At 66.8% G+C, this 23,877-nt stretch carries 20 protein-coding genes and 2 riboswitches; of the genes, 15 read left to right on the forward strand and 5 right to left on the reverse strand.

All coding sequences use genetic code 11. The annotated features are described in order from the left end of the window. Positions 1 to 451, reverse strand: a 451-nt coding sequence (locus INR38_RS26690) for an Lrp/AsnC family transcriptional regulator (RefSeq protein ID WP_207476026.1), incomplete at its 3' end; no start/stop codon positions are given. A gap of 443 nt (positions 452 to 894) precedes the next feature. Here INR38_RS26690 and INR38_RS26695 point away from each other — a divergent pair. Then, positions 895 to 2,541: a sensor histidine kinase gene (locus INR38_RS26695; protein WP_207444274.1), complete on the forward strand. Its 1,647-nt coding sequence runs from the start codon at positions 895 to 897 to the stop codon at positions 2,539 to 2,541. 51 nt (positions 2,542 to 2,592) lie between these two features. Here INR38_RS26695 and INR38_RS26700 read toward each other — a convergent pair whose 3' ends face one another. Further along, positions 2,593 to 3,084 (reverse strand): DMT family transporter, encoded by a 492-nt coding sequence (locus tag INR38_RS26700; protein ID WP_207444275.1) that lies wholly within the window; start codon positions 3,082 to 3,084, stop codon positions 2,593 to 2,595. A gap of 98 nt (positions 3,085 to 3,182) precedes the next feature. Between INR38_RS26700 and INR38_RS26705 the strand changes: the two genes are divergently transcribed. Next, positions 3,183 to 4,100, forward strand: a complete 918-nt coding sequence (locus INR38_RS26705) for a LysR family transcriptional regulator (protein ID WP_207444276.1) — start codon at positions 3,183 to 3,185, stop codon at positions 4,098 to 4,100. A 130-nt stretch (positions 4,101 to 4,230) separates the two neighbouring features. Here the strand turns inward: INR38_RS26705 and INR38_RS26710 are convergent, their stop codons facing one another. The 3 genes from INR38_RS26710 to INR38_RS26720 form a co-directional block, all read right to left on the reverse strand. After that, complete coding sequence (locus INR38_RS26710) at positions 4,231 to 4,824, reverse strand: hypothetical protein (protein WP_207444277.1); 594 nt, start codon at positions 4,822 to 4,824, stop codon at positions 4,231 to 4,233. Positions 4,825 to 4,856: 32 nt separating this feature from the next. Further along, positions 4,857 to 5,426, reverse strand: a complete 570-nt coding sequence (locus INR38_RS26715; RefSeq protein ID WP_197943671.1) for a hypothetical protein — start codon at positions 5,424 to 5,426, stop codon at positions 4,857 to 4,859. Positions 5,427 to 5,589: 163 nt separating this feature from the next. Next, positions 5,590 to 7,188, reverse strand: coding sequence for a fatty acid--CoA ligase (locus INR38_RS26720; RefSeq protein ID WP_207444286.1), 1,599 nt, complete (start codon positions 7,186 to 7,188; stop codon positions 5,590 to 5,592). A gap of 169 nt (positions 7,189 to 7,357) precedes the next feature. Beyond that, positions 7,358 to 7,469, forward strand: a riboswitch (glycine riboswitch). Positions 7,470 to 7,484: 15 nt separating this feature from the next. Continuing rightward, positions 7,485 to 7,603: riboswitch (glycine riboswitch) on the forward strand. Positions 7,604 to 7,620: 17 nt separating this feature from the next. On the opposite strand from INR38_RS26720, the gene gcvT reads away from it, so the two are divergent. The 13 genes from gcvT (at position 7,621) to INR38_RS26785 (ending at position 23,760) form a co-directional block, all read left to right on the forward strand. Beyond that, entirely contained in the window at positions 7,621 to 8,796 is a 1,176-nt protein-coding gene (gcvT, locus tag INR38_RS26725) for a glycine cleavage system aminomethyltransferase GcvT (protein ID WP_207444278.1), read from the forward strand. 135 nt (positions 8,797 to 8,931) lie between these two features. Beyond that, positions 8,932 to 9,306, forward strand: a complete 375-nt coding sequence (gene gcvH / locus INR38_RS26730; RefSeq protein WP_012206130.1) for a glycine cleavage system protein GcvH — start codon at positions 8,932 to 8,934, stop codon at positions 9,304 to 9,306. Positions 9,307 to 9,377: 71 nt separating this feature from the next. Beyond that, positions 9,378 to 12,269 (forward strand): aminomethyl-transferring glycine dehydrogenase, encoded by a 2,892-nt coding sequence (gcvP, locus tag INR38_RS26735; RefSeq protein ID WP_207444279.1) that lies wholly within the window; start codon positions 9,378 to 9,380, stop codon positions 12,267 to 12,269. 154 nt (positions 12,270 to 12,423) lie between these two features. Next, on the forward strand, positions 12,424 to 14,643 hold the full coding sequence (locus INR38_RS26740; protein ID WP_207444287.1) for a PAS domain-containing sensor histidine kinase: 2,220 nt from the start codon (positions 12,424 to 12,426) through the stop codon (positions 14,641 to 14,643). A 32-nt stretch (positions 14,644 to 14,675) separates the two neighbouring features. Next, positions 14,676 to 15,368 carry an RluA family pseudouridine synthase gene (locus tag INR38_RS26745; protein ID WP_207444288.1) on the forward strand — a complete coding sequence of 231 codons (693 nt, stop codon included), beginning with the start codon at positions 14,676 to 14,678 and terminating at the stop codon, positions 15,366 to 15,368. Positions 15,369 to 15,708: 340 nt separating this feature from the next. Then, positions 15,709 to 16,830, forward strand: a complete 1,122-nt coding sequence (locus INR38_RS26750; RefSeq protein WP_012206134.1) for a branched-chain amino acid ABC transporter substrate-binding protein — start codon at positions 15,709 to 15,711, stop codon at positions 16,828 to 16,830. A gap of 97 nt (positions 16,831 to 16,927) precedes the next feature. Next, positions 16,928 to 17,854, forward strand: a complete 927-nt coding sequence (gene livH, locus INR38_RS26755; RefSeq protein ID WP_012206135.1) for a high-affinity branched-chain amino acid ABC transporter permease LivH — start codon at positions 16,928 to 16,930, stop codon at positions 17,852 to 17,854. Beyond that, positions 17,854 to 19,092 (forward strand): high-affinity branched-chain amino acid ABC transporter permease LivM, encoded by a 1,239-nt coding sequence (locus INR38_RS26760; protein ID WP_043824703.1) that lies wholly within the window; start codon positions 17,854 to 17,856, stop codon positions 19,090 to 19,092. Before livH ends, INR38_RS26760 begins: the two co-directional genes overlap by 1 nt. A 52-nt stretch (positions 19,093 to 19,144) precedes the next feature. Further along, complete coding sequence (gene livG / locus INR38_RS26765) at positions 19,145 to 19,912, forward strand: high-affinity branched-chain amino acid ABC transporter ATP-binding protein LivG (protein WP_034394891.1); 768 nt, start codon at positions 19,145 to 19,147, stop codon at positions 19,910 to 19,912. A gap of 8 nt (positions 19,913 to 19,920) precedes the next feature. After that, complete coding sequence (locus INR38_RS26770; protein WP_034398706.1) at positions 19,921 to 20,622, forward strand: ABC transporter ATP-binding protein; 702 nt, start codon at positions 19,921 to 19,923, stop codon at positions 20,620 to 20,622. A 167-nt stretch (positions 20,623 to 20,789) separates the two neighbouring features. After that, positions 20,790 to 21,701 carry a pyridoxine/pyridoxal/pyridoxamine kinase gene (pdxK, locus tag INR38_RS26775; RefSeq protein WP_207444280.1) on the forward strand — a complete coding sequence of 304 codons (912 nt, stop codon included), beginning with the start codon at positions 20,790 to 20,792 and terminating at the stop codon, positions 21,699 to 21,701. Then, positions 21,698 to 22,474: an SDR family NAD(P)-dependent oxidoreductase gene (locus INR38_RS26780; protein WP_207444281.1), complete on the forward strand. Its 777-nt coding sequence runs from the start codon at positions 21,698 to 21,700 to the stop codon at positions 22,472 to 22,474. Before pdxK ends, INR38_RS26780 begins: the two co-directional genes overlap by 4 nt. A 287-nt stretch (positions 22,475 to 22,761) precedes the next feature. Further along, positions 22,762 to 23,760, forward strand: a complete 999-nt coding sequence (locus tag INR38_RS26785; protein WP_207444282.1) for a hypothetical protein — start codon at positions 22,762 to 22,764, stop codon at positions 23,758 to 23,760. Positions 23,761 to 23,877: the final 117 nt, after the last annotated feature.

Below are 23,877 nucleotides of genomic sequence, written 5' to 3' on the forward strand. Positions count from 1 at the left end.
CCCCCAGTGGCAGGTCGGCCTTCTTCAGCGTGCGCAGCACAAAGCTGGACTGGCTGTGGCGTATGCCCTTGATCTTGTAGAGCTTCTCGCGCAGCAGGCGCTCGTAGTCGCGCGTGTCCTTGACGACGACGCGCAGCAGGTAGTCGTACTCGCCCGAGACCAGATGCGCCTCCACCACCTCGGGAATGGTCGCCAGCATCTCGCCGAATTTCTCCAGCGTGTTGTCCGAATGGCTGTCCAGAGTGACCTGCACCAGCACCGTATCGCCCAGGCCCAGCGCCAGCGGGTTCAGGCGCACGGTATAGCCCTCGATTACCCCCGCCTCTTCCAGCTTCTTGATGCGTGCCCAGCAGGGCGAGGCGCTCAGGCCCACGGCCGCGCCGATTTCCTGCAGGCTGGCGCGCGCGTTGGCCTGCAGGGCGGAAAGAATCTTTCTGTCGAGGGTATCCATGGCCGGCAATCTACTGCAAAACAGGCAGACGCAGAATAATTTTCTGTAGCAACGCCTGTTTTGAAGAAATAAAGCAGCATTTTCTGAGGCCAGGCGCGCACACTTGTCTGCATGGAAGCACGCTTACCGGCGCAGCAAAACCATTCACCCAGCCCCGCCGACTACCGCCAGCGCCCGGATGCGTGATCCAGACCAGGAGCCCGTTACAGGCCGCCCCGCTTATCCGCAGCGGGGCGGCCTGTTGCATTGGGGCACCTGGCAGACGGCAGACAGCGCTTTCCCGCAATGGCCGCCGGTGCACAATGGCCCCCCCGCAAGCCTGCACGGCGGACATATACGGGCGCACGCCACTTCAACCCATCGGACCCTTGATCCACACCCAAGACAATCCCACTGAAGGCCGCCGGAGGCACTGGCCAACGGGTGCTGCAGCGCAATGGCTGATGCAGGTCCTGGTGCAGGCCCTGGCAGCTGCAGCGCTTCTGGCGCTGCTCGTCCGCTTGCTGCCCAACCCACAGGCCGCCCAAGGCATTGCGGTCTTTCCCGGCAGAAGCATGGCGCCGGCCGCCATGCTGCTGTACGCGTACACGGGCTCGGCCCTGGCCATCACGCTGATGAGCCTGATCCTGTGGTGCTGGCTCAGGGAAAGGCTCTACATTCTTTGCGCCGCGCTCCTGGCAGCCGGCTTTGCCTACGCTGCTTTCCGTTACCGGCCCGAAGGCCTGTGGCTGCCCGGCGCCGACCAGCCCCAGCATGCGCTGTCCATCGCCTACTGCAGCTTCTGTGTGGTGGCGACGGTGTTTTTCAGCCAATTGTTCGAGTTCCGCCGCCATTGGATCTGGGCTGCGCACCTCTTCAGCGTGGTGGCCTGGCTGAATGCCATCGCACTGGGCATGGCACTGTTGGGTGGCTATCCGCAGATCTCGCGTGCCGTGGTGTTCACGGCCCTGGTGTCCACATCGTTCGGTGCGGTCTTCGTGCTGTACCTGCTGGTGGTCCGAAGGCAGTGGCAATACCTGCCGGGCGCGCTGGCGTTTGCGGTGCCTTCCGCCCTGGGCATCCTGAACCTGCTGAGAACCCAGGGCCTGCTGCCGGATGTGGCGCTGCCATCGGCACAGATGCTGTGGTTTGCCGGGCGTGTGTCCGAGGCCATCCTGCTGGGAATGGCGGTGACCAACCGCACGCGGGTGGCGGAGCGTGCCCTGCGCAGTGAGCGGATGCAGGCCCTGTCACGCGCCCAGGCTGCCGAGCGCGAGCTGGAGTCCAAGGTGCTGCAGCGCACCGCACAACTGCAAACGGCCCAGCAGGCCCTGCAGACCGCCTTGCACAGCGAGCGGGAGATGCGGCTGGAACAGCGCCAGTTCTTCAACATGATCAACCACGAGTTCCGCACCCCACTCACCATCGTGGACGGCGCCGCGACCGAGCTGCAGACGTTCCCGACGACGGATGCGGACTCCCTCATCGAGCAGGCGTCGCAGATACGCAGGGCTTCGCGCCGGCTGATGACCCTGGTGGACACCTGCCTGATCAACGACCGGCTGGACGCGGGCGCGTTCCGGCTGCAACTGGAGCAGACGCCATTGGATGAACTCCTGGAGGAGTCTGCAGAGCTCGTCGGCTGGTCCCGGCGGCATCGCCTGAAACTGGATCTGGAACACGGCCCGCAGCAATGGCAATGCGACCCTGTCCTGGTGCGCATCGCCATCTCCAACCTTGTCGGCAACGCCATCAAATATGCCAAGGCGGGCGACATCACACTGGCCGCCCGCTGCGATGCGTCCGGTGACCTGCTGATTTCCGTCAGCGACCAGGGACCGGGCCTTGCGCCCGAAGCGGCAGGACAGGTTTTCGAGCCCTATGAACGCGCAAGCGCCACCCGGCACGTCAACGGGCATGGCCTGGGCCTGTCCGTGGTCAGGCGCATTGCCAGGCTGCACGCAGGCGACGCGTTCTTCCAGCCGGCTGCCGGAGGCGGGGCCTGCTTTGTCATCCGGCTGGGCCGGCTCCTGCCCGGCACGGCAGATGCCCGCCAGGAACGTCCGCCAGCGGCAAGGCCGGCCGCCGTGCCGCCGGGCATGCCCGCCTGACGCGGGCAAGGCCGGGGCCTTCGCCGCTGAAGCAGGGCGTGCTTGCGGCACTCATGGGGCCGCCGCTGCACGGGCCGTCCCGCCCTGCACCACCAGCAGCACGCCACCCAGGATCAAGGCCACGCCGGCCAGGCGCGTCGCGTTGACCGGCCGTGCACCCAGGCCCATCAGGCCGAAGTGGTCCACCAGCACCGAGACCACGATCTGACCCGCCACCACGCAGACCAGGAAGCCGCCTGCGCCCAGCCTGGGCGTGACGGCGGCCGCGCTGGCCACATAGATGGCCCCCAGCACACCGCCTATCCATAGCCACCATGGCCCCGCTGCCGCCTGGGCCATGGCCGGAGCGGGCGCGCGCAGCACCCACAGTCCAGGCACCACGACCATGACGCTCACGGCCAGCGAGACCAGCGTGCCCCACAGCGGGTGGCCCAGCAGGCGGCCCACCAGGGCATTGCTGGCAGCCTGGAATGGCAGGATGGCCCCCGCCAGCAGCGCCAGGGCCACGGGAGCAAGGGCGGTGAATGTGCTTTTACCTGTCATGCGGCAAGACCTTTCTTCTTCTGTCAATCGATGCCTGCATGCTCTCGCATCCAGTGCATTGATGGAAATCGTTTGTGCGCACGGTCTATATTCATGGCATGGATGAACTGCGCCGGATCGACCTCAACCTGCTGCTGGCCCTGCACGCCCTGCTGGCCGAAAAACATGTGACGCGTGCGGCCCTGCGCCTACACAAGAGCCAGCCGGCCATGAGCCATTCGCTGGCGCAGCTGCGCGAGCATCTGGGCGACCCGTTGCTGGTGCGGCGCGGTGGCCGCATGGCGCTGACGGCACGCGCGCAAGGCCTGGTGCAACCGCTGGCGGATGCGCTGGGCAGCCTCAACGGCTTGCTGGCACAGACGGAGTTCGACCCGGCCCACGCACGCGGACGGCTGCGGCTGGCGCTGTCGGACTACGCATCGCGCATCGTGCTGCCGCCGCTGATGCGGCATCTGCGCCAGCACGCACCCGGGCTGGACCTGGCCATCAGCCAGTCCACGCGCGAGGTGATGCTGGCCCAGCTGGCCGATGGCGAACTGGACCTGGCCCTGGGGCCCTTCCCCGAAGCACCCGACCTGCCCGAGGGCATCGAGGTGCAGGATCTGTTCCAGGAACAATTCGTGAGCGTGGCCGACCAGGCCGTGCTGCCGGCACGCGGCGGGCTGTCACTGCGGGACTGGCTGCAGCGCCCGCACGTCATGCTGGCCATGCGGCCCGACGCCAGCGAGGAAATCGAACGGGCGCTGGCCGCCCAAGGCCTGAGCCGCCGCGTGGTGCTGGCCCTGCCCCACTGGAGCGCGGCGCTGGAGGTGCTGGCAGGCACCGACCTCGTGCTGACCGTGGGCAGCCGCGCCATTGGCGACCTGCGCCGCCACAAAACGCTGCGCCGTTTCGCTCCGCCGCTGGAGCTGCCCCGGTTTGCCTACCAGCAGGCCTGGCATGTGCGCAAGCAGGGGGATGCCATGCATCGGTGGCTGCGGCAGGCGGTAGCCAGGAGCTGTCGTACCGTACAGTAGTCGCTGATATCTGAGCCGACTTCTACCGGCACCGAACCGGCCATGAAAAATGCCAGCCTGCATGTGGACAGGCTGGCATTGGGGCGAAAGCTTGAAGGCAGCCCCGTGGCCTCGAACAGCCGCGGCCGCCTTAACGCAGCTTTTCGTTCTTGCGAATTTCACTGCTCAACTGCTGAGCTACTTGCGTGGCTGCACGCTTGGCTGCCAAGCCGAAGTCATCCAGAAACTCACTGAACTCCGCTTCGCCCCGCGCAGAAGCCTTCACTCTTCCAATTTCGTTGCCGTTGGCATCAGTGACCACACACGCGATCTCTGTAACGAAGTAGGTCGGGGGCCACGTAAGCGCCGATGGCGATCCCGAATCGGTTTTGATCTCGGGGATGAAAATCAAGGCCGCACGGGCCGCCTCTACGGCCTGCGTATCGCTTGGCGCTGCAATCAGCGTCACATCCTGGTAAACAGAGCGCAATGCGTCCCGAATTGTTTTTTCGAGGTCGCGATAAGGGAAGTATCTAACACTGTCCCCCCCTCCCGAAGGTGAAACAAAGGCGGTATTTCGCTGAGTCTCGCTGATGGCGTAGGCAACCTTCTTCTGGATCAACTCCGACTCGATACGCTCAGGTCGTGTATCGCCACCGATGTTGATGGGATGGGCACATCCCACCAACGTTGCCAAAGTGACGGATGCCAGAACCGCTCGAATGATTGCGGAAAAAAAGCGCATGTTTTTATCCTCGGCGACTCACTGTGAAGCCGTCAGGGAGCCAACGCGGCAAGGAATTGAGGATCGGCGTACACCTTGCGCAGCAATTCCCGAACAAGCTGAGGATAGGCAGCCTGTCCTGCAGGAATGGCTACAGTGCCCATGAAGCTGGACTCGAAGCTGGTCTCTGCCTTGTAGGTCTTCTTGAGCCGCTGCTCGCCGCTGCGCAAGACCCGAAGCTCAATCTCCATCACACCCGAGCCCGTGCTGAAACCGCGAATATCGATATCGTTGGCAAGAATCTTCGCGTCAATCTGGGTGTGCGACTGGGGATCGTAGGCGGAGATCTCCTTCAAGTCCTGAACCAGCGCCTCTTCCAGATACTTGGAAAAGGTGCCGCTCGCCGAATTAAGAGGCGTTCCACGCAAGGAGAGGTTGTTGACCGGAGCAGCAGGATCTGTCGGCTCCACCTTCAGAACATTGGCGGATCCCGGCTTGGCCGCCTTCAATTGCTCCAGCGCTGCGTAGTCTGCCCCGTAAGGCGGAGCTTTCAGTTGGGCACATCCCGTAGCCAGAACCGTCACCGCGCAGATTGCCAAGGCGCGAACGTAAGACGCGATCATTTCTCTCTCTCCCCGAAGATTATTTGAAGGAAGCAAATGTAATGCAAAGTAACCGCTTCAATTCAAAATTTCCTAAGGAAAGGCTGCTTTCGAATGAGTCCGATGAAGGGGTAGGGCCGGACCGCGCATCGTCATGCAGTCAGCATGCTGGATCGAAGCCTTCTCAGTCCACCACCCTCAGCAACTGCTTCTGTATCTTCCCGCTGGCCGTCTTGGGCAGGGCCTCGCGGAAGTGGTAGCGGCGCGGGCGCTTGTAGGCGGCCAGGCGGTCGCCATGGACCAGGAAGGCGTCCAGCGCCTCGGCCGTGGGCGTGGCGCCAGGCTTGGCGACCACGTGGGCGGCGACGATCTGGCCCCAGCGCTCGTCGGCCTCGCCGATGACGGCGACCTCGAGCACATCGGCGTGTTCGACCAGCGCGTCTTCCACTTCGCGGGGATAGACGTTCTCGGCGCCCGAATTGATCATGTAGTCGATGCGGTCGCGGATCCAGAGATAGCCGTCGTCGTCGATGTGGCCCAGGTCGCCCGTGTGGTACCAGCCGTGCGCCAGCGCGCGGGTGTTGGCGTCAGGGCGGTTGAGGTAGCCGGCCATCATGCAGGGGCCGCGCACGAGGATTTCGCCCACCTCGCCGGGCAGGCAGGCCTCGGCCGGGTCGGTGGGGGCGTTGTCTTCGCGCAGGCGGGCCACGATGAGGTCATGGCCCATGGAGGGCAGCCCGGCCGAGCCCGCGTGCGAGAGTTGCTCGCGCGGCAGGAGGATGGACATGCAGGGCCCCATCTCGGTGGTGCCGTAGACCTGGACCAGGTCGCTGCCGACCTTGCGTGTCCATTCGCGGATCAGGTGCGGCGCCATGGAGGCGCCGCCGTACTCCACCAGCCGCAACGCGGGCGCCTGCTCGGGCGAGGCGATGGGGTCGGCCAGCAGCATGGTGACCATGGTGGGCGCCGCGAAGAAGAAGCTCACGCGCTCTTCGCGGATCAGGCGCCAGGCCTCGGTCACGTCAAAGCGGCGCAGCAGCACCTGGGTGGCACCGGCCTGCAGGCGCGGCAAAAAGCTGGTGTGCAGCTCGGCCGTGTGGTTGAGCGGCGCCATGGCCAGGCCCACGTCGTCGCGCGTGAACTGCATGGTCTGGTGCATGAGGGCGTTGTGCGCCAGCTTGCTGCGGTGCGTGTGCAGCACGCCCTTGGGCCGGCCCGTGGTGCCGCTGGTGTACATGAGGATGCAGGGGTCGCTCTCGCGCACATGGGCCTGGGGCGGCGCGCTGCTGCGGCCCCAGGCCAGGGCGGACAGGCGCTGCGTGGCCCAGACCGGCAGCGGGTCGGCCGGGGCATCGTCGGCAAAGATCCAGTGCTCGATGCCTGCGCCAGTGCCGCCGCCTTCGGCCTTGAGCAGGGCCTGGGCGCGTGCGGCCACCTCGCCGCCCTCGTGCTCGAACACCAGGGCGCGCGCAGCGCCGTCCTTGAGGATGAAGGCCAGCTCCTGCGCCGCCAGCCGGTAGTTGATGGGATTGAAGATGGCGCCCAGGCGCGCGGCCGCCAGCATGGTGAAGACAAAGGCTGGCGTGTTGTAGAGAAAGGCCGCGACCACGTCGCCATGGCCTATGCCCAGCTCGGCCAGGCCGTGGGCGTGGCGGTTGACTTCGGCATCGAGCTGGGCGTAGGTCCAGGCGCGGCGCTCGCCGCCCTCCCAAGCGACCAGGGCTTCCTTGTTCGGCAGGTAACGTGCCGGCCAGGCCAATGTGTCTCCCAGCGTCTGCTGCATGTGCGCTTCTTCCTTCTCGCTCACGAGATTTCATATATCGATGCATCTCAATGTAGGAGATTTTTTAGACAGTTATGCAATTTGCAAATGCATTCATGCAGGCAAGCGCATGGAGCTGGGGCCGGCCCGCGGAAATCCCGAAGCCGCGCGGACGCTGGCCGCAGCTAGAATGCGCCGGTCAGGAGAGAGTGCCCGCCCGGCCGCAATGGTCACAGGCAGCGGCACCGCCGAAGGCGCAGGGTTCGTCCCGAACGCTCAGGCAAAAGGACTGGCACCGCCTGCCGCCACGGCCGCAGGCGTTCCTAGCTGGAGAGAGATGCAGGGCACGGCGGTGTGTCCCATCCACCGAAGGAGCAAGCCCCACGCCTGGAAGGTGCGGGTGAATCTCTCAGGTAAAGCGGACAGCAGGGCAGGACATCCCGGGATTCCGGGATGGCGTTGTGCCTTGCCCCTTGCCGAAAAGAGAGTCCATCCTTGACCGCTGCCTCCACCACCGATCTGCTCAAGACCCCGCTGTTCGACCTGCACCAGGAACTGGGCGCGCGCATGGTGCCGTTTGCCGGCTACTCCATGCCCGTGCAATACCCGCAGGGGCTGATGGCCGAGCACCTGCACACGCGTGAGGCGGCAGGCCTGTTCGATGTCTCGCACATGGGCCAGATCAGCCTGCGCGGCCCGGATGCCGGCGCGGCGCTGGAATCGCTGCTGCCCATGGACGTGCTGGGCCTGGGCGAACACCGCCAGCGCTACGGCCTGCTGCTCAACGACGCGGGCGGCATTCTGGACGACCTGATGTTTGTGCGCCGCGAGGACGACCTGTTCCTGATCGTCAACGGCGCCTGCAAGCATGAAGACCTGGCGCACATAGAGGCCCGCATCGGCCAGCGCTGTGAAATCGAGCCCCAGTTCGACCGGGGCCTGCTGGCGCTGCAGGGCCCGCAGGCAGCAGCCGCCATGGAGCGCCTGCTGCCCGACACGGCCGGACTGGTGTTCATGACGGGCGGCCACTTCGACTGGGAAGGCGCCGAGCTGTACATCACGCGCAGCGGCTATACCGGCGAGGATGGCTTCGAGATCTCCTTGCCCGCCAGCCACGCCGAGGCCTTTGCCCGTGCCCTGCTGGCCCAGCCCGAAGTCAGGCCCGTGGGCCTGGGCGCGCGCAATTCGCTGCGCCTGGAAGCCGGCCTGTGCCTGTACGGCAACGATCTGGACACGACCACCACCCCGGCCGAGGCCGCCCTGAACTGGGCCGTGCAGAAGGTCCGCCGCATTGGTGGCGAGCGCGAAGGCGGCTTTCCCGGCGCGGCCACCGTGCTGGCCCAGCTGCAGTCGCCCGAGCTGCTAACGCGCAAGCGCGTGGGCCTGGTGGCCCTGGAGCGCGTGCCCGTGCGCGAAGGCACGGAGCTGCTGGATGCCAGCGGCCGCAAGGTCGGCCAGGTCACCAGCGGCCTGCTGTCGCCCACGCTGAACCAGCCCGTGGCACTGGGCTATGTGGAGCCGGGCAGCGCCGCCATCGGCACCACGCTGCAGGCCATGGTGCGCGGCAAGGCCGTGCCCATGCAGGTGCAGGCCACGCCCTTCGTGGCGCCCCGCTATCACCGCGGTTGAGGACAGCCTGCGCGCTTGGCGTGGACCGAGTTCGGCGAATTCGTTTTTCCCGCCATCGCATGCCGCTACAGTGCGCACTGACCTTTCTCAAACCGCCTTTCACAGGTTTCTTTTCAGTTTCTATCGGAGCAAGCCATGAGCATCCAGTATTCCAAGGACCACGAATGGATCAACGCCGCCAACCCTGACGCGGCCATCGTCGGCATCACCCTCCACGCGCAGGATGCGCTGGGCGACGTGGTGTTCGTCGATCTGCCCGCCGTGGGCACCAGCTTCAACCAGGGCGATGTGGCCGGCGTGGTCGAGTCCGTCAAGGCCGCCGCCGATGTCTACATGCCCGTCAGCGGCGAGATCGTCGAAGTCAACGAAGCCCTGCGCGACGACCCCTCCCTGGCCAACAGCGACCCGCTGGGCGAAGGCTGGTTCTTCAAGGTCAAGCTCAGCGACGCAGGCCAGCTGGCCGCGCTGCTCGACGAAGCCGCCTACACGGCCTTCGCACAGAGCAACTGACGCCACTTTCCGGCCAGGACGGGCGCCAGGGCCCGCCCTGGCGCTTTTCAGCTTTTGAGACAGGTCCCTCCATGCTGATGTCCTCCACCCAGCCCCTTGCCGTCCTCGAGAACGCCACCGAATTCGTGGCCCGCCATATCGGCATCGCGCCCGAAGACGAGGCCCACATGCTCAGCGCCATTGGCGCGGCATCGCGCGATGCGCTGATCGACGCCATCGTCCCGCCCTCCATCCGGCGCCACCAGCCCATGGCGCTGCCGCCAGCGGCCACCGAGGCACAGGCGCTGGCCGAGCTCAAGGCGCTGGCAGGCCGCAACCAGCTGCTCAAAAGCTTCATCGGCCAGGGCTACTACGGCACGCACACGCCCGGCGTCATCCTGCGCAACATTCTGGAGAACCCCGCCTGGTACACGGCCTACACGCCCTACCAGGCCGAGATCTCGCAAGGCCGCATGGAGGCCCTGGTCAACTTCCAGACCATGGTCTGCGACCTGACGGCCATGCCGATTGCCAACGCCTCCATGCTGGACGAGGCCACGGCGGCCGCCGAGGCCATGACGCTGGCCAAGCGCTCCGTCAAAAGCAAGAGCAACCGTTTCGTGGTGGCGGGCGATGCCCACCCGCAGACCATCGAGGTCATCCAGACGCGCGCCGCGCCGCTGGGCATCGAAGTGCTGCTGGCCAACTCGCTGGAGGAATGGAACCAGCTGATGGAGGGCGACTACTTCGCCGTGCTGGCCCAGTACCCCGCCACCAGCGGCCGCATCGACGATCTGCGCGCCGACGTGGACAAGGCCCACGGCAAGCAGGCCGCCTTCATCGTGGCCACCGACCTGCTGGCGCTGACCCTGATCACGCCGCCCGGCGAATGGGGTGCCGACATCGTGGTGGGCACCACCCAGCGCTTTGGCATGCCCATGGGCGCGGGCGGCCCGCACGCCGCCTTCATGGCCTGCCGCGACGAGTTCAAGCGCTCCCTGCCCGGCCGCCTGGTCGGCGTGAGCGTGGACGTGCATGGCAAGCCCGCCTACCGCCTGGCACTGCAGACGCGCGAGCAGCACATCCGCCGCGAGAAGGCCACCTCCAACATCTGCACGGCCCAGGTGCTGCCCGCCGTGGTGGCCAGCATGTACGCCGTCTACCACGGCCCCGAGGGCCTGGAGCGCATCGCCCGCCGCGTGGCCTCGTACACGGCCATCCTGGCGCGCGGCCTGGCCGAGCTGGGCGCGCCGCTGCGCGAGGTGCCCAGCTTCGACACGCTGAGCCTGCACACGGGTGCGGCCACCCAGGCCATCGTGGAGCGTGCCGTGTCCCTGGGCGCCAACCTGCGTGTGTATTTCAAGGAATACCTGTGCATCTCGCTGGACGAGACCACCACGCGCGCCGACGTCGAGCTGCTGTGGAAGATCTTCGCCCGGGACGGCCAGACCCTGCCCAGCTTCGCCGCCTTCGAAAAGGGCGTGGAGCCGCTGATCCCTGACAGCCTGCGCCGCAGCAGCGACTTCCTCACGCACCCGGTGTTCAACACCCACCGCTCCGAGACCGCCATGCTGCGCTACATCCGCCAGCTGTCGGACAAGGACCTGGCGCTGGACCGCAGCATGATCCCGCTGGGCTCCTGCACCATGAAGCTCAACGCCACCAGCGAGATGATTCCCATCACCTGGCCCGAGTTCGCCCAGGTGCACCCCTTTGCCCCGGCCGACCAGCAGCAGGGCTATGCGGAACTGGACAAGCAGCTGCGCGACTGGCTGTGCCAGGCCACGGGCTACGCCGGCATCAGCCTGCAGCCCAATGCCGGCAGCCAGGGCGAGTACGCTGGCCTGCTGGCCATCAAGGGCTGGCATGCGAGCCGGGGCCAGTCGCACCGCAACGTCTGCCTGATTCCCAGCAGCGCCCACGGCACCAACCCCGCCAGCGCGCAGATGGTGGGCATGCAGGTGGTGGTCACCGCCTGCGATGCCAACGGCAACGTCGACATGGCGGATCTGGCGGCCAAGTGCGAGCAGCACAGTGCCAACCTGGCCTGCATCATGATCACCTACCCCAGCACGCACGGCGTGTTCGAGACCCAGGTCAAGGAGCTGTGCAAGCTGGTGCATGACCACGGCGGCCGCGTCTACGTGGACGGCGCCAACATGAACGCCCTGGTGGGCCTGGCCGCGCCGGGCAGCTTCGGCGGCGATGTCAGCCACCTGAACCTGCACAAGACCTTCTGCATTCCGCACGGCGGCGGCGGCCCGGGCGTGGGCCCGGTCTGCGTGGTCGAGGACCTCGTTCCGTTCCTGCCCGGCCATGCCACGGCGGGCCTTGCGGGCGGCACGGGTGCCATCAGTGCCGCACCGCTGGGCAATGCGGCCGTGCTGCCCATCAGCTGGATGTACATCCGCATGATGGGTGCCCAGGGCCTGACCCTGGCCACCGAGACCGCCATCCTCAGCGCCAACTACATCAGCGCCCGGCTGCGCGACCACTACCCCACGCTGTACGCGGGCGAGCACGGCCATGTGGCGCACGAGTGCATCCTGGACCTGCGCCAGTTCAAGGAAAGCACGGGCGTCATGGCCGAGGACGTGGCCAAGCGGCTGATCGACTACGGCTTCCATGCGCCCACGCTGTCCTTCCCCGTGCCCAACACGCTGATGGTGGAGCCCACCGAAAGCGAAAGCCTGTACGAGCTGGACCGCTTCGTTGACGCGATGATCGCCATCCGCGAGGAAATCCGCGCCATCGAGCAGGGCCGCCTGCCCCAGGACGACAACCCGCTCAAGAACGCGCCGCACACGGCCGAGACGCTGCTGGCCTCGGAATGGGCCCACCCCTACAGCCGCGAGGCCGCCGCCTACCCGGTGGCTGCCCTGCGCCAGTCCAAGTACTGGTGCCCGGTGGGCCGCGTGGACAACGTCTACGGCGACCGCAACCTGTACTGCAGCTGCATCCCCGTGGACGCTTACCTGAGCTGAAGCACCTGCCACCGAAAGGGGCGCTTGTGGCGCCCCGCCTGGCGCGCGTACACTGCGGCCCTGCCCGCGCCGGGCTCCGGTAATCTGCCGGACGCCGGGCGCGGGCCACCAGGATTTGTGCGGCATGTGCCGCTTTCCCCAGCGCCAGCCCGCGATGAGCAGCCCAGACCATTCCGATCCGCCTCGCGACGACGAGCACCTGCCCCTGCATGCGCTGCTGGCGCCCGGCGCCGACCTGCCCCCCGTCGAACGCTTTCCCCTCTTCCAGCCCGAAGACGACCCGCTGCAGGCCCTGGTGGCCGAGCTGCGCAACTACCAGCGCGAACTGGAAATCCAGAACCGCGTGCTGGACTACAGCCAGGCCGTGGCCGAAAGCGCCTCCGAGCGCTTCGAGGCCCTGTTCGCCAGCATTCCGCTGCCCCTGCTGGTGGTGGACGAGCACGACATGGTGGTGCAGGCCAACGCCATGGCGCATAGCGCCTTCCAGCCCTCAGAGCATGACCGGCTGCTGGTGAACTTCGCGCCCTTCGTGCACCCGGACGACGCCGAGCGCGTGCGCGAGACCTTCTCCGCCGCACGCGAGCTGGGCCGCACCGAGGCCCACGAGGTCTGCTTCGAAATCACCGAGCAGCACCAGCTGCGCGCCGACCTGCACGTGGCCTGCATCGCCATCCCCCAGCAAAGCGGCCCGCCCATTGCCCAGTACCTGTGCGCCGTGGTGGACCAGGGCCCGCTGCTGGCCGAGCGCCTGGCGCTGCAGCAGCGCAACCACCAGCTGTTCCTGAGCGAGCGGCGGCTGGAATCGGTCATCAACTCGGCGCTGGACGCCATCATCTGCCTGGACTCGGACCAGCGCATCACCGTCTTCAATCCCACGGCCGCCGCCCTGTTCCTGTGCCCGCCGCACGACGCGCTGGGCAGTCCGCTGGAGCGTTTCCTGCCCGATGCGGCACAGGCCCTGTCCTTTGCACCGCTGACCACGCAGGCCGTGCTGGGCGAGATGACGGCGCGCACGGCCAGCGGCCGCGAGATTCCGGTCGAGGTCAGTGTCTCCTTCGAGCACCACAGCGGCGGCGAGACCACCACCGTGTTCGCGCGCGACCTCACCAGCCGCAAGAAGGCCGAGGCCCAGCGCAACGAACTGGAAGACCAGCTGCGCGAATCGCACAAGATGCAGGCCCTGGGCACCATGGCCGGCGGCATTGCGCACGACTTCAACAACATCGTGGGCGCCATCCTGGGCAACGTGGAGCTGGCCAAGGCCGACTGCGGCGGCAATGCCGCAGCCATCGAAAGCCTGCAGGAGATCGAAAAGGCCGGCCGCCGCGCGCGCGACTTGGTGCGCCAGATCCTGACCTTCAGCCGCAACGAGCCGCCCCAGCGCAAGCCCGTGCAGGCGCGCGAAGTCATGGGCGACACGGCGCGGCTGCTGCGCGTGACCCTGCCGCCCGCCGTGGAGCTGCAGGTGCATGTGCCGCCGCAGCTGCCCCCCATGCTGGCCGACGCCATGCAGGTGGAGCAGGCCCTGTTCAACCTGTGCACCAACGCCATGCACGCCCTGGGTGAGCGGCGCGGCCTGATCCAGATGGACGCCGACCTGGTGCGCCCCGACCAGCGCCTGTGCGAGCGCCTGGGCCTGCCGCCCGTCAGCTACGTGGCGCTGTCGGTGCAGGACAACGGCCCCGGCATGGATGCGCGCACGCTGCAGCGCATCTTCGAGCCCTTCTTCACCACCAAGCCCGTGGGCCAGGGAACGGGCCTGGGCCTGCCCGTGGTGCACGGCGTCATGCGCAACCACGGCGGCGCCGTGGACGTGTACAGCATTCCAGGACAAGGCAGCCGCTTCACGCTGTACTTTCCCCCGGCCGACGCCCTGGCGCCCGCCGAGCACGCACCAGCCCAGGCGCCCGCAGCCGAAGCGCCGCCCAGCCTGCCGGAGCCGCTGGCAGCCGCAGAAACCCCGACCGGCCCGCAGTTCGCCCTGCTGCCCGACCCGCAGGCCGCACAGCAGCATGTGATGTACGTGGACGACGACCAGGCCCTGGTCTTCCTCGTGCAGCGTCTGCTGCGCCGTCGCGGCTACCAGGTCAGCGGCTTCACCGATCCGCACGAGGCCACCGAGGCGCTGCGCGCCGCCCCCCAGGACTACGACCTGCTGGTCACCGACTACAACATGCCGGGCTACAGCGGCATCGATCTGGTGTACGAGGCACTGTCCATCCAGCCCCTGCTGCCCATCGCCCTGGCCTCGGGCTACATCACCGCCGAGATCGAGCAGGCCGCCATGGCCGCAGGCGCCCGGGCGCTGGTGCACAAGCCCAATGACGTGGAGGAGCTGTGCGCCACCGTGCACAGGCTCCTCAATGAACGGTGAACGGCTTGAACACTGAAACGCCGCAGGAGTGCATCGGTGCTGGTACTGCTGCCGATGCCGATGCAGATACCGATGCAGGTGTCTCCTGCCTGTACGAGGACGCCGAGCTGCTGGTGCTGGACAAGCCCTCCGGCCTGCTGTGCGTGCCCGGACGCGGCCCTGACAAGCAGGACTGCCTGAGCGGCCGCGCCTTGCAGCGCTGGCCCGATGCGCTGGTCGTGCACCGGCTGGACCAGGCCACCTCGGGCCTGGTGGTCATGGCGCGCAGCCTGGCCAGCCAGCGCCTCCTGAGCGAAGCCTTTGCGCAGCGCCGCGTGCACAAGCGCTATGTGGCCGTGGTCGCCGGCCGCCCTGCCGCGCAGCAGGCCGACGCCTGGCAAAGCATCGACCTGCCGATAGCCGCCGACTGGGAGCGGCGCCCCTTGCGCATCATCGACGCCCTGCAGGGCAAGCCCAGCCAGACCCTGTGGCGCGCCATGCCCGCAGCCACCGAAGGCCAGGGCACACCCACCACGCGGGTGCAGCTGCAGCCCGTGACAGGCCGCACCCACCAGTTGCGCGTGCACATGGCGGCGCTGGGCCATCCCATCCTGGGCGATGCGCTCTATGCCGATGCCGCCGTGCAGGCCCTGTCGCCGCGCCTGCTGCTGCATGCGCACCAGCTGGAGCTGGCCCATCCCCTGTCGGGCCAAACGCTGCGTTTCGAATCCGCCGTGCCGTTTTGATCCACCGCAGAAACACGCAAACCGGCGCCCTCTGGCGCGTTGCTGCAATGCAACATTCCGTGTACGTGTTTCCCCTTCTTGCAGTCGGTCATATTGGTTTCATGCAGCACCGTCTGGGTGCACCGTCGGCATCAGGCGTTTTCGTCGCCCAAAACCGGCGTTGACAAGCGGCCTGCGATGGCATCCAGCCCTTAGCGAAAAGCCTGCATGCGCGCCAGCCCCGGGATACCCTGTTGCCATTGGTAACCAGGAGATTAATCTGTGCTTCTTTGCGCGGATCGCCCCTACAGGAGCCACCGCGTTTTTCAGAACGCTTTACCCAAAGTTGAAGGAAGTACTCATGAGCATTCCGTTCCGCATGCACACCGTCGTCGCCGCCCTGGGTTTGGCTGGTGCCGCCTTGTTCTCTACAGCGCATGCGCAAATCAAGATCGCCATGGTGGTTCCCACCACCGGCCCGCTGACGCAGTACGGCGACATGGTCAAGGAAGGCGTGAACACCGCCGTGGAAATGGCCAATGCGGCTGGCGGCGTCAATGGCAAGAAGATCGAACTGGTGTCCGTCGATGACGCCTGCGAACCCAAGCAAGGCCCCGTGGCCGCCAACCGTGTGGTCAACGCCAAGATCGGCTACGTGATCGGCCCCGTCTGCTCGGGCGCATCGATTGCCGCCGCCCCGATCTACAACAACGAAGGCGTGGTCGTCGTGACCCCCTCGGCCACTTCCCCGGCCCTGACCGACGGCAAGAACTACCACTTCATCTTCCGCACCATCGGCCGCGATGACCAGCAGGGCCCTGCCGCCGCCAAGTTCATCCTGGACAAGGCCAAGCCCAAGAAGGTTGCCGTGCTGCACGACAAGCAGTCGTATGGCCAGGGCATTGCCTCCTCCGTGCGTGACGACCTGAAGAAGGCAGGCGTGGAAGTGGCCCTGTTCGAAGGCATCAACGCCGGCGACAGCGACTACTCCGCCGTCATCACCAAGCTCAAGAGCGCCGGTGTGGACTTCGTCTACTACGGTGGCTACCACCCTGAAATGGGCCTGCTGCTGCGCCAGGCTTCCGAGCAGGGCCTGAAGGTCCGCATGATGGGCCCCGAAGGCGTGGGCAACCCCGAAGTCAACGCCATCGCCGGCAACGCCGTCGAAGGCATGCTGGTGACCCTGCCCGCAGACTTCTCGGCCAACCCCAAGAACGCCGCCGTGGTCAAGGCCTTCAAGGACAAGAAGCGCAATCCCTCGGGCGCCTTCCAGCTGACCGCCTTTGCCGCCACGCAAGTGCTGCTGGACAGCATCAAGGCCGTGGGCGACAGCCCCGCCAAGGTGGCTGACCACCTGCACAAGTCCAACTTCGAGACCGTTCTGGGCTCGGTGGGCTGGAACAAGCAGGGCGACCTGAAGTCCTTCGACTTCCAGGTGTTCGAATGGCACAAGGACGGCAGCAAGTCGGTCGCTGCCAAGTAATCCCCCTCGTTGACTGGCCGGGGCACGCTTGCGCGTGTCCCGGTTGTCTGCATCCTGGCCTTTTAGGCCTTTTCCTGTTTTGGGGCGGCATTACACCATGTCAGAACTCTTACCTCAGCTGATACAGCAGCTGTTCAACGGACTGTCCCTGGGCGCCATCTATGCCCTGATCGCCATCGGCTACACAATGGTCTACGGCATCATCGGGATGATCAACTTCGCCCACGGCGACATCTACATGATCGGCGCCTACATCGGCCTGGTCACGCTGTCGGCCATCGGCACGACAAGCGGCCTGCCCGTGTGGGCCATCATCGGCCTGATGCTGGTGGTGTCGGTCTTCGTCACCGGCGTCTACGGCCTGGTGGTGGAACAGGTGGCCTACAAGCCGCTGCGCCGCAGCCCCCGCCTGGTGGCCCTGATCTCGGCCATCGGCATGTCCATCTTCCTGCAGAACTGGGTGGCCCTGGGCCAGGGCGCGCGCGACATGGCCGTGCCCTCGCTGCTGCCGGGCGCGCTGCGTTTCGGCGCCGAAGGTGGCTTCGAGATCTATGTGCCCTACTCGCGCATCCTGATCATCGTGGTCGCCATCGTGCTCATGGTGCTGCTGACGCTGTACATCCGCCATTCCCGCATGGGCCGCGCCTCGCGCGCCTGCGCCCAGGACATGCACATGGCCAGCCTGCTGGGCATCGACACCAACCGCGTGATCTCGTTCACCTTCGTGCTCGGCGCCATGCTGGCGGCCGTGGGCGGCGTGCTGATCGCGCTGGCCGTGGGCAAGCTCAACCCGTTCATCGGCTTTCTGGCTGGCATCAAGGCCTTCACGGCGGCGGTGCTGGGCGGCATCGGCTCCATCCCCGGCGCCATGCTGGGCGGCGTGCTGCTGGGCGTGGCCGAGACCTTTGCTGCGGCCTACATCTCGTCCGAGTACAAGGACATCGTGGCCTTCGGCCTGCTGGTGCTGATCCTGCTGTTCCGCCCCACGGGCCTGCTGGGCAAGCCTGAAGTGGAGAAGGTCTGATGAAAGCCAAACCCACCTTGAACCTGCGCGACGCCCTGATCGCCACGGTGATGACGGCCGTGGTCGTCACGCCCATCTTCGGCCTGCACCTGGAGCGCGCCGGCACCCGCACCATCATCAACCCCGACTGGACTGTGGTGGCCTGGGCCTGCGCCCTGGTCTTCCTGGTGCAGCTGCTGCGCCCGCTGATCGCGGCGAAGATGCCCAAGGTCTCGCTGCCCTCGCTGCCGCACGCACGCCCCAGCCACCGCAACGGCCTGATCCTGGCCGCCCTGCTGATCGCCGTGTCCTGGCCCTTCTTCGCGGGCCGCAACGCGGTGGACATCGCCACGCTGGCCATGATCTACGTGATGCTGGGCCTGGGCCTGAACATCGTCGTGGGCTTTGCCGGCCTGCTGGACCTGGGCTTCGTGGGCTTCTACGCCGTGGGCGCCTACACCTATGCGCTGCTGTTCCACTGGGCCGGCTGGTCCTTCTGGGAAGCGCTGCCGCTGGCCGGCGCCGCTGCCGCGATGTTCGGCTTCGTGCTCGGCTTTCCGGTGCTGCGGCTGCGCGGTGACTACCTGGCCATCGTGACGCTGGGCTTCGGCGAAATCATCCGCCTGATGCTGGTCAACCTGACCAGCATCACGGGCGGGCCGGACGGCATCTCCAGCATCCCCAAGCCCACGGTGCTGGGCCTGGAGATGACGCGCAATCCCTCCACCGAGGGCGGCACGACCTTCCACCAGTTCCTGGGGCTGGAGTTCAGCTCGCTGCACATGGTGATCTTCCTGTACCTGATGGCGCTGCTGCTGGCCGTGATCACGCTGTGCATCTCCAACCGCCTGGTGCGCATGCCCATAGGTCGCGCCTGGGAGGCGCTGCGCGAGGACGAGATCGCCTGCCGCTCCCTGGGCCTGAACCCCATGAAGATCAAGCTGTCTGCCTTCACGCTGGGCGCCATGTTCGCCGGCCTGGGCGGCGCCTTCTTCGCGGCGCGCCAGGGCATCGTCAACCCCGAATCGTTCACCTTCATCGAATCGGCGCTGATCCTGTCCATCGTGGTGCTGGGCGGCATGGGCTCGCAGCTGGGCGTGATCATCGCAGCCATCTTGCTGACGGTGCTGCCCGAGCTGGCGCGCGAGTTCTCCGAGTACCGCATGCTGATCTTCGGCCTGGTGATGGTGCTGATGATGATCTGGCGCCCGCAGGGCCTGCTGCCCATGCGCCGCCACCATGTGGAGGTGCGCTCATGAGGCATGCCGACACCATGATTTTTGGGACAACAGAAAGCAGCAAGGGCCGGCAATGAGCGAGTATTTGCTAGAAGTCAAAGACCTGTGCATGCGCTTCGGCGGCCTGCTGGCCGTGGACCATGTGGGCTTCAACGTGCGCCCGCAGGAAGTGTTTGCCATCATCGGCCCCAACGGCGCCGGCAAGACCACGGTGTTCAACTGCATCAGCGGTTTCTACCAGCCCAGCAGCGGCTCCGTCACGCTGGACGGCAGCGCCATCGAGGGCCGCAGCAGCCACCACGTGGCCAACCACGGCGTGGTGCGCACCTTCCAGAACGTGCGGCTGTTCAAGTCCATGACGGTGCTGGAAAACCTGCTGGTGGCACAGCACCGCAGCTCGGGCGTCAACCTGCTGTCGGGCCTGTTCAACACGGCAAGCTACCGCCGCAGCGAAGAGGAAAAGATCGAGAGCGCCCTGCACTGGCTGGACGTCATGGGCCTGCGCGAGTTCGTCAACCGCGAGGCCGGCAACCTGGCCTACGGCCACCAGCGCCGCCTGGAGATCGCGCGCTGCATGATCACCAAGCCGCGCGTGCTCATGCTCGACGAACCCGCCGCCGGCCTGAACCCGCAGGAGAAGAAGGACCTGCAGGGCCTGATCGACCAGCTGCGGCGCCAGTACGGCATTGCCGTGCTGCTGATCGAGCACGACATGGGCCTGGTCATGGGCGTGTCCGAGCGCATCCTCGTCATGGAGTACGGCAAGCCCATCGCCATGGGCCTGCCGGACGCCATCCGCAACGATGAACGGGTCATCAAGGCCTACCTGGGAGAAGCCTGATGCCTGCCATGCTGCAACTGGAGAACATCTCCACCCACTACGGCGCCATCTGCGCGGTCGACAGCGTGAGCCTGCACGTCAACCAGGGCGAGATCGTCTCGCTGATCGGCTCCAACGGCGCCGGCAAGACCTCGCTGCTGATGACGGTGTGCGGCAACCCGCGCGCCAGCTCGGGCCGCATCTCGTTCGAGGGCGAGGACATCACCCAGCTGCCCTCGCACCACATCATGCGCAAGGGCATCGCGGTCTCGCCCGAGGGACGGCGCATCTTCTCGGACCTTACGGTCACGGACAACCTGAAGATGGGCGGATTCTTCCTGGACAAGCCGCAGATCGAGGCCGGCATCGAACATGTGTTCGGCCTCTTCCCGCGCCTGCGTGAGCGCGCCCACCAGCGCGCCGGCACCATGTCGGGCGGCGAGCAGCAGATGCTGGCCATCGGCCGCGCGCTGATGAGCAAGCCCCGCCTGCTGCTGCTGGACGAGCCCACGCTGGGCCTGGCGCCGCTGATCATTGCGCAGATCTTCGAGATCATCCAGACCATCCGCACGGCCGGCGTCACGGTCTTCCTGGTCGAGCAGAACGCCAACCGCGCCCTGCAGATCGCCGACCGCGGCTATGTGCTGGAAACCGGCAAGGTGGTGCTGGAAGACACCGGCGCCAACCTGCTGACCAACGACGCCGTGCGCCGCGCCTACCTGGGCGCCTGACAACGCACAGGCGCCTGGCGCCCCACGGGCCCGCCCTTCGGCGGGCCTTTTTCTTTTCACGCGCAGATCGCACAGTGGTCTGGTCATGCGCGGCCGATTGTGGGGTCTGCGGCCTGGGCGCAGGCGTTATAAAACACGTCCCTGCCTCTCATTGCTTCCCCACGCCCATGAACGCCTGCGCCCCCCAAGACATGCTGCAACCCCTGGCCATCGACGTGGTGTCCGTGCAGTCCCAGGTCGTCTACGGCCGCGTTGGCAACAACGTGGCCATGCCCACGCTGCAGGCGCTGGGGCTGGCGGCGGCGGCCGTGCCCACGGTGGTGTTCAGCAACACGCCGCACTATCCCAGCATCCACGGTGGGGCGATTGCCGCCGAGTGGTTTGCGGGCTATCTGCAGGACCTGGGCGCGCGCGGCGGGCTGCGGCAGTTGCAGGCCGTGCTGGCCGGCTACCTGGGCGGGCCGGCCCAGGCCACGCTGCTGGCGGACTGGGTTGCCGGCCTGCTGGCGCAGCGGCCCGGCCTGCGCGTGGTGGTGGACCCGGTGATCGGCGACCACGACAGCGGCATCTATGTGGACCCCGCCATGGTCGAGGCCTACCAGCGCCACCTGCTGCCGCTGGCCGACGGGCTGACACCCAACCATTTCGAGCTGGAGCGGCTGACCGCGCGCCCTGTGCGCGGCATGGACGATGTGGTCCAGGCCGCGCGCTGCCTGCTCAAGGGCCGCACGCAGTGGGTGGCCGTGACCAGCGCATCGCCCGAGCTGGACGGCGAGCCTGCCCAGCGCATGCGCGTGGCCCTGGTCACGCGCGATGACGTGCATGTGATCACCCACGCGCGGGTGGATGCGGTGCCCAAGGGAACGGGCGATCTGTTCAGTGCCGCGCTCACCGGCCACTGGCTGCAGGGCGCCAGCCTCCACGAGGCGGCCGAGCGTGCCTGCGAACGCATCGTGCAGGCGCTGGAGCGCACCCGGCAGGCGCACAGCGCCGAGCTGCTGCTGCCATCGGACCCTGTCGCCGCCCAGGCAGCGGCCGGGCCGGCAGCACGGGCACAAGCGATACCATCGCCTGCATGAACAATGCATCGCCTCTTCTTTCCCTGACGATTCTTACCGGCGCCTCGCGCGGCATGGGCCTGGCCATGGCCCGGCAACTGCTGGATGCCGGCCATGAACTGGTCACGCTGTCGCGCTCCACCAGCGAAGACCTGGCCCAGGCGGCCGCCACGGCGGGCGCGCCGCTGCAGCAGTGGAGCGTGGACCTGGGCGAGCCCGAGGCTGCGGCCCGCAGGCTGGGCGACTGGCTGGCCGGCCTGGACGCCACACGCTACGCCAGCGTCACCCTGATCAACAACGCGGGCGTGATTCCGCAGATTGCGCCGCTGTCGCAGCTGCAGCCCGCCGACATTGCCCAGGCCATGCGCGTGGGGCTGGAGGCGCCCATGCTGCTGACGGCCGCCTTCCTGGCCGCCACCGAGGGCTGGACAGCCGTGCCGCGCAAGGTGCTCAACATTTCTTCGGGCCTGGGCCGGCGCGCCATTGCCTCGCAGGCCTCCTACTGCGCGGCCAAGGCCGGCATGGACCACTTCAGCCGCAGCGTGGCGCTGGACGAGGCGCTCAAGCCCCACGGCGCGCGCATCTGCTCGCTGGCGCCCGGCGTCATCGACACCGACATGCAGGTGCAGCTGCGCAGCGCGGATACCGCCGCCTTCCCCGACGCAGGCAACTTCGCCCAGCTCAAGGAGGGCGGCAAGCTGTCCACGCCCGAGCAGGCGGCAGCGCTGGTGCTGGGCTGGCTGCAGCGTGCCGATTTTGGCGAGCAGGTGGTGGCCGACGTGCGCCAGCCCTGAGCATTTTCCGGAGCAGCTTCAATGCGGCGATGAATATCCGGCAATGAAAAAGGCATCGCCGCACTGACCTGAATAATCCGAATACCCGCCCTGGAAAATGTTCTGCAAGAATTACCGATTGCAGGCAGCATTTTCCATATCCAGCCTGCGCATTCGCTTGAAAATCGTCATCTGGCAAAGGATGACGTTTTTCATCTGCGTTTGCCAGTCCTGCATTTCCAATCCTCCTACAGCGGCGTCTATTGCGACTGGCAAGAATGGGGCACTCAACTCCAAGAAAGTCGGCCATGTCCATTGCCTATTCCGAATCCGCGCCCCTGGCTGAAGCGCCAGTGGTCAACACGGTCGCCACCGTAGATACCTCACGCAGCGGCGTTTCATGGGCCGCGATATTTGCCGGCGCCATGGCGGCGGCATCGCTGTCGCTGCTGCTGTTCATCCTGGGCACGGGCCTGGGCCTGTCGTCGGTGTCGGTATGGTCCGGTGAAGGCCTGGATGCCGGCGCCCTGGGCCTGACGGCCGTGGCCTGGATCGCCTTCACGCAGCTGGCCTCGGCCGGCGTGGGCGGCTATCTGGCCGGGCGGCTGCGCACTCGCTGGCAAGGCGTGCACACGGACGAGGTCTACTTCCGCGACACGGCCCACGGCTTTCTGTCCTGGGCACTGGCCACGCTGGCCATGGTGGCCCTGATGGGCGCCGCTGCAGGCGGTGCCGTCTCCGGCGCCTTCAAGGCCGCGCAGACCGTGGCCACCAGCGCCTCCAACGTGGTGGGCGGCGCGATCGGCGCCGCCGGCGGTGCGGCTGCTGGCGGTGCCGCAGCCATGGCCGGTGCCTCGGGCGCCGATGCCTCGCCCCAGGGCCTGGCCTACTGGACCGGCAGCCTGTTCCGCAATTCCGGCGCCGCTACCTCCAGCAGCAATGCCACCCCCGCCGACCTGGCCAGCGCCACCCGCGAGGCCGGCGTGATCTTTGCCCAGTCGCTGCGCACCGGCCAGCTGTCTCCCGCCGACGAGCAATACCTGGCCCAGCTGATTGCGCGCAATTCCGATATGTCCGTGGAAGATGCGCAAAAGAAAGTGCGTAGCACCTTTGATTCCGTGCAAATGCAGATAAAGCAGGCCGAGCAAAAGGCTGAAGAAGCCAAGCAAAAGGCCAAGCAGGCAGCCGAAGAGGCACGCAAGGCCACGGCCCATTCCATGCTCTGGCTGTTTGTTTCGCTGATGCTGGGCGCTTTTGTGGGCAGCCTGTGCGCCACCTGGGGTGGTCGTCAACGCGATGCCTTTTGATAATCCCCGGCACTGAAACCCAATCAATCCAATTCAATCCATTCAACGGAGGCTTGCCATGCGATCCATACTGCTTTTTCTCCTGGGCGTTCCCATTCCCATCATCATCCTGATTGC

The organism is Delftia sp. SD018, assembly GCF_017355445.1.
Lineage (GTDB): Bacteria > Pseudomonadota > Gammaproteobacteria > Burkholderiales > Burkholderiaceae_C > Comamonas > Comamonas acidovorans.

Excerpts from the sequence above, each read along its gene's own strand:
- INR38_RS26695 (WP_207444274.1), top strand. The coding sequence starts at position 895 with ATGCAGGTCCTGGTGCAGGCCCTGGCAGCTGCAGCGCTTCTGGCGCTG.
- INR38_RS26700 (WP_207444275.1), bottom strand. The coding sequence starts at position 3,084 with ATGACAGGTAAAAGCACATTCACCGCCCTTGCTCCCGTGGCCCTGGCG.
- INR38_RS26705 (WP_207444276.1), top strand. The coding sequence starts at position 3,183 with ATGGATGAACTGCGCCGGATCGACCTCAACCTGCTGCTGGCCCTGCAC.
- INR38_RS26710 (WP_207444277.1), bottom strand. The coding sequence starts at position 4,824 with ATGCGCTTTTTTTCCGCAATCATTCGAGCGGTTCTGGCATCCGTCACT.
- INR38_RS26715 (WP_197943671.1), bottom strand. The coding sequence starts at position 5,426 with ATGATCGCGTCTTACGTTCGCGCCTTGGCAATCTGCGCGGTGACGGTT.
- INR38_RS26720 (WP_207444286.1), bottom strand. The coding sequence starts at position 7,188 with ATGCAGCAGACGCTGGGAGACACATTGGCCTGGCCGGCACGTTACCTG.
- gcvT (WP_207444278.1), top strand. The coding sequence starts at position 7,621 with ATGGCGTTGTGCCTTGCCCCTTGCCGAAAAGAGAGTCCATCCTTGACC.
- gcvH (WP_012206130.1), top strand. The coding sequence starts at position 8,932 with ATGAGCATCCAGTATTCCAAGGACCACGAATGGATCAACGCCGCCAAC.
- gcvP (WP_207444279.1), top strand. The coding sequence starts at position 9,378 with ATGCTGATGTCCTCCACCCAGCCCCTTGCCGTCCTCGAGAACGCCACC.
- INR38_RS26740 (WP_207444287.1), top strand. The coding sequence starts at position 12,424 with ATGAGCAGCCCAGACCATTCCGATCCGCCTCGCGACGACGAGCACCTG.
- INR38_RS26750 (WP_012206134.1), top strand. The coding sequence starts at position 15,709 with ATGAGCATTCCGTTCCGCATGCACACCGTCGTCGCCGCCCTGGGTTTG.
- livH (WP_012206135.1), top strand. The coding sequence starts at position 16,928 with ATGTCAGAACTCTTACCTCAGCTGATACAGCAGCTGTTCAACGGACTG.
- INR38_RS26760 (WP_043824703.1), top strand. The coding sequence starts at position 17,854 with ATGAAAGCCAAACCCACCTTGAACCTGCGCGACGCCCTGATCGCCACG.
- livG (WP_034394891.1), top strand. The coding sequence starts at position 19,145 with ATGAGCGAGTATTTGCTAGAAGTCAAAGACCTGTGCATGCGCTTCGGC.
- INR38_RS26770 (WP_034398706.1), top strand. The coding sequence starts at position 19,921 with ATGCTGCAACTGGAGAACATCTCCACCCACTACGGCGCCATCTGCGCG.
- pdxK (WP_207444280.1), top strand. The coding sequence starts at position 20,790 with ATGAACGCCTGCGCCCCCCAAGACATGCTGCAACCCCTGGCCATCGAC.
- INR38_RS26780 (WP_207444281.1), top strand. The coding sequence starts at position 21,698 with ATGAACAATGCATCGCCTCTTCTTTCCCTGACGATTCTTACCGGCGCC.
- INR38_RS26785 (WP_207444282.1), top strand. The coding sequence starts at position 22,762 with ATGTCCATTGCCTATTCCGAATCCGCGCCCCTGGCTGAAGCGCCAGTG.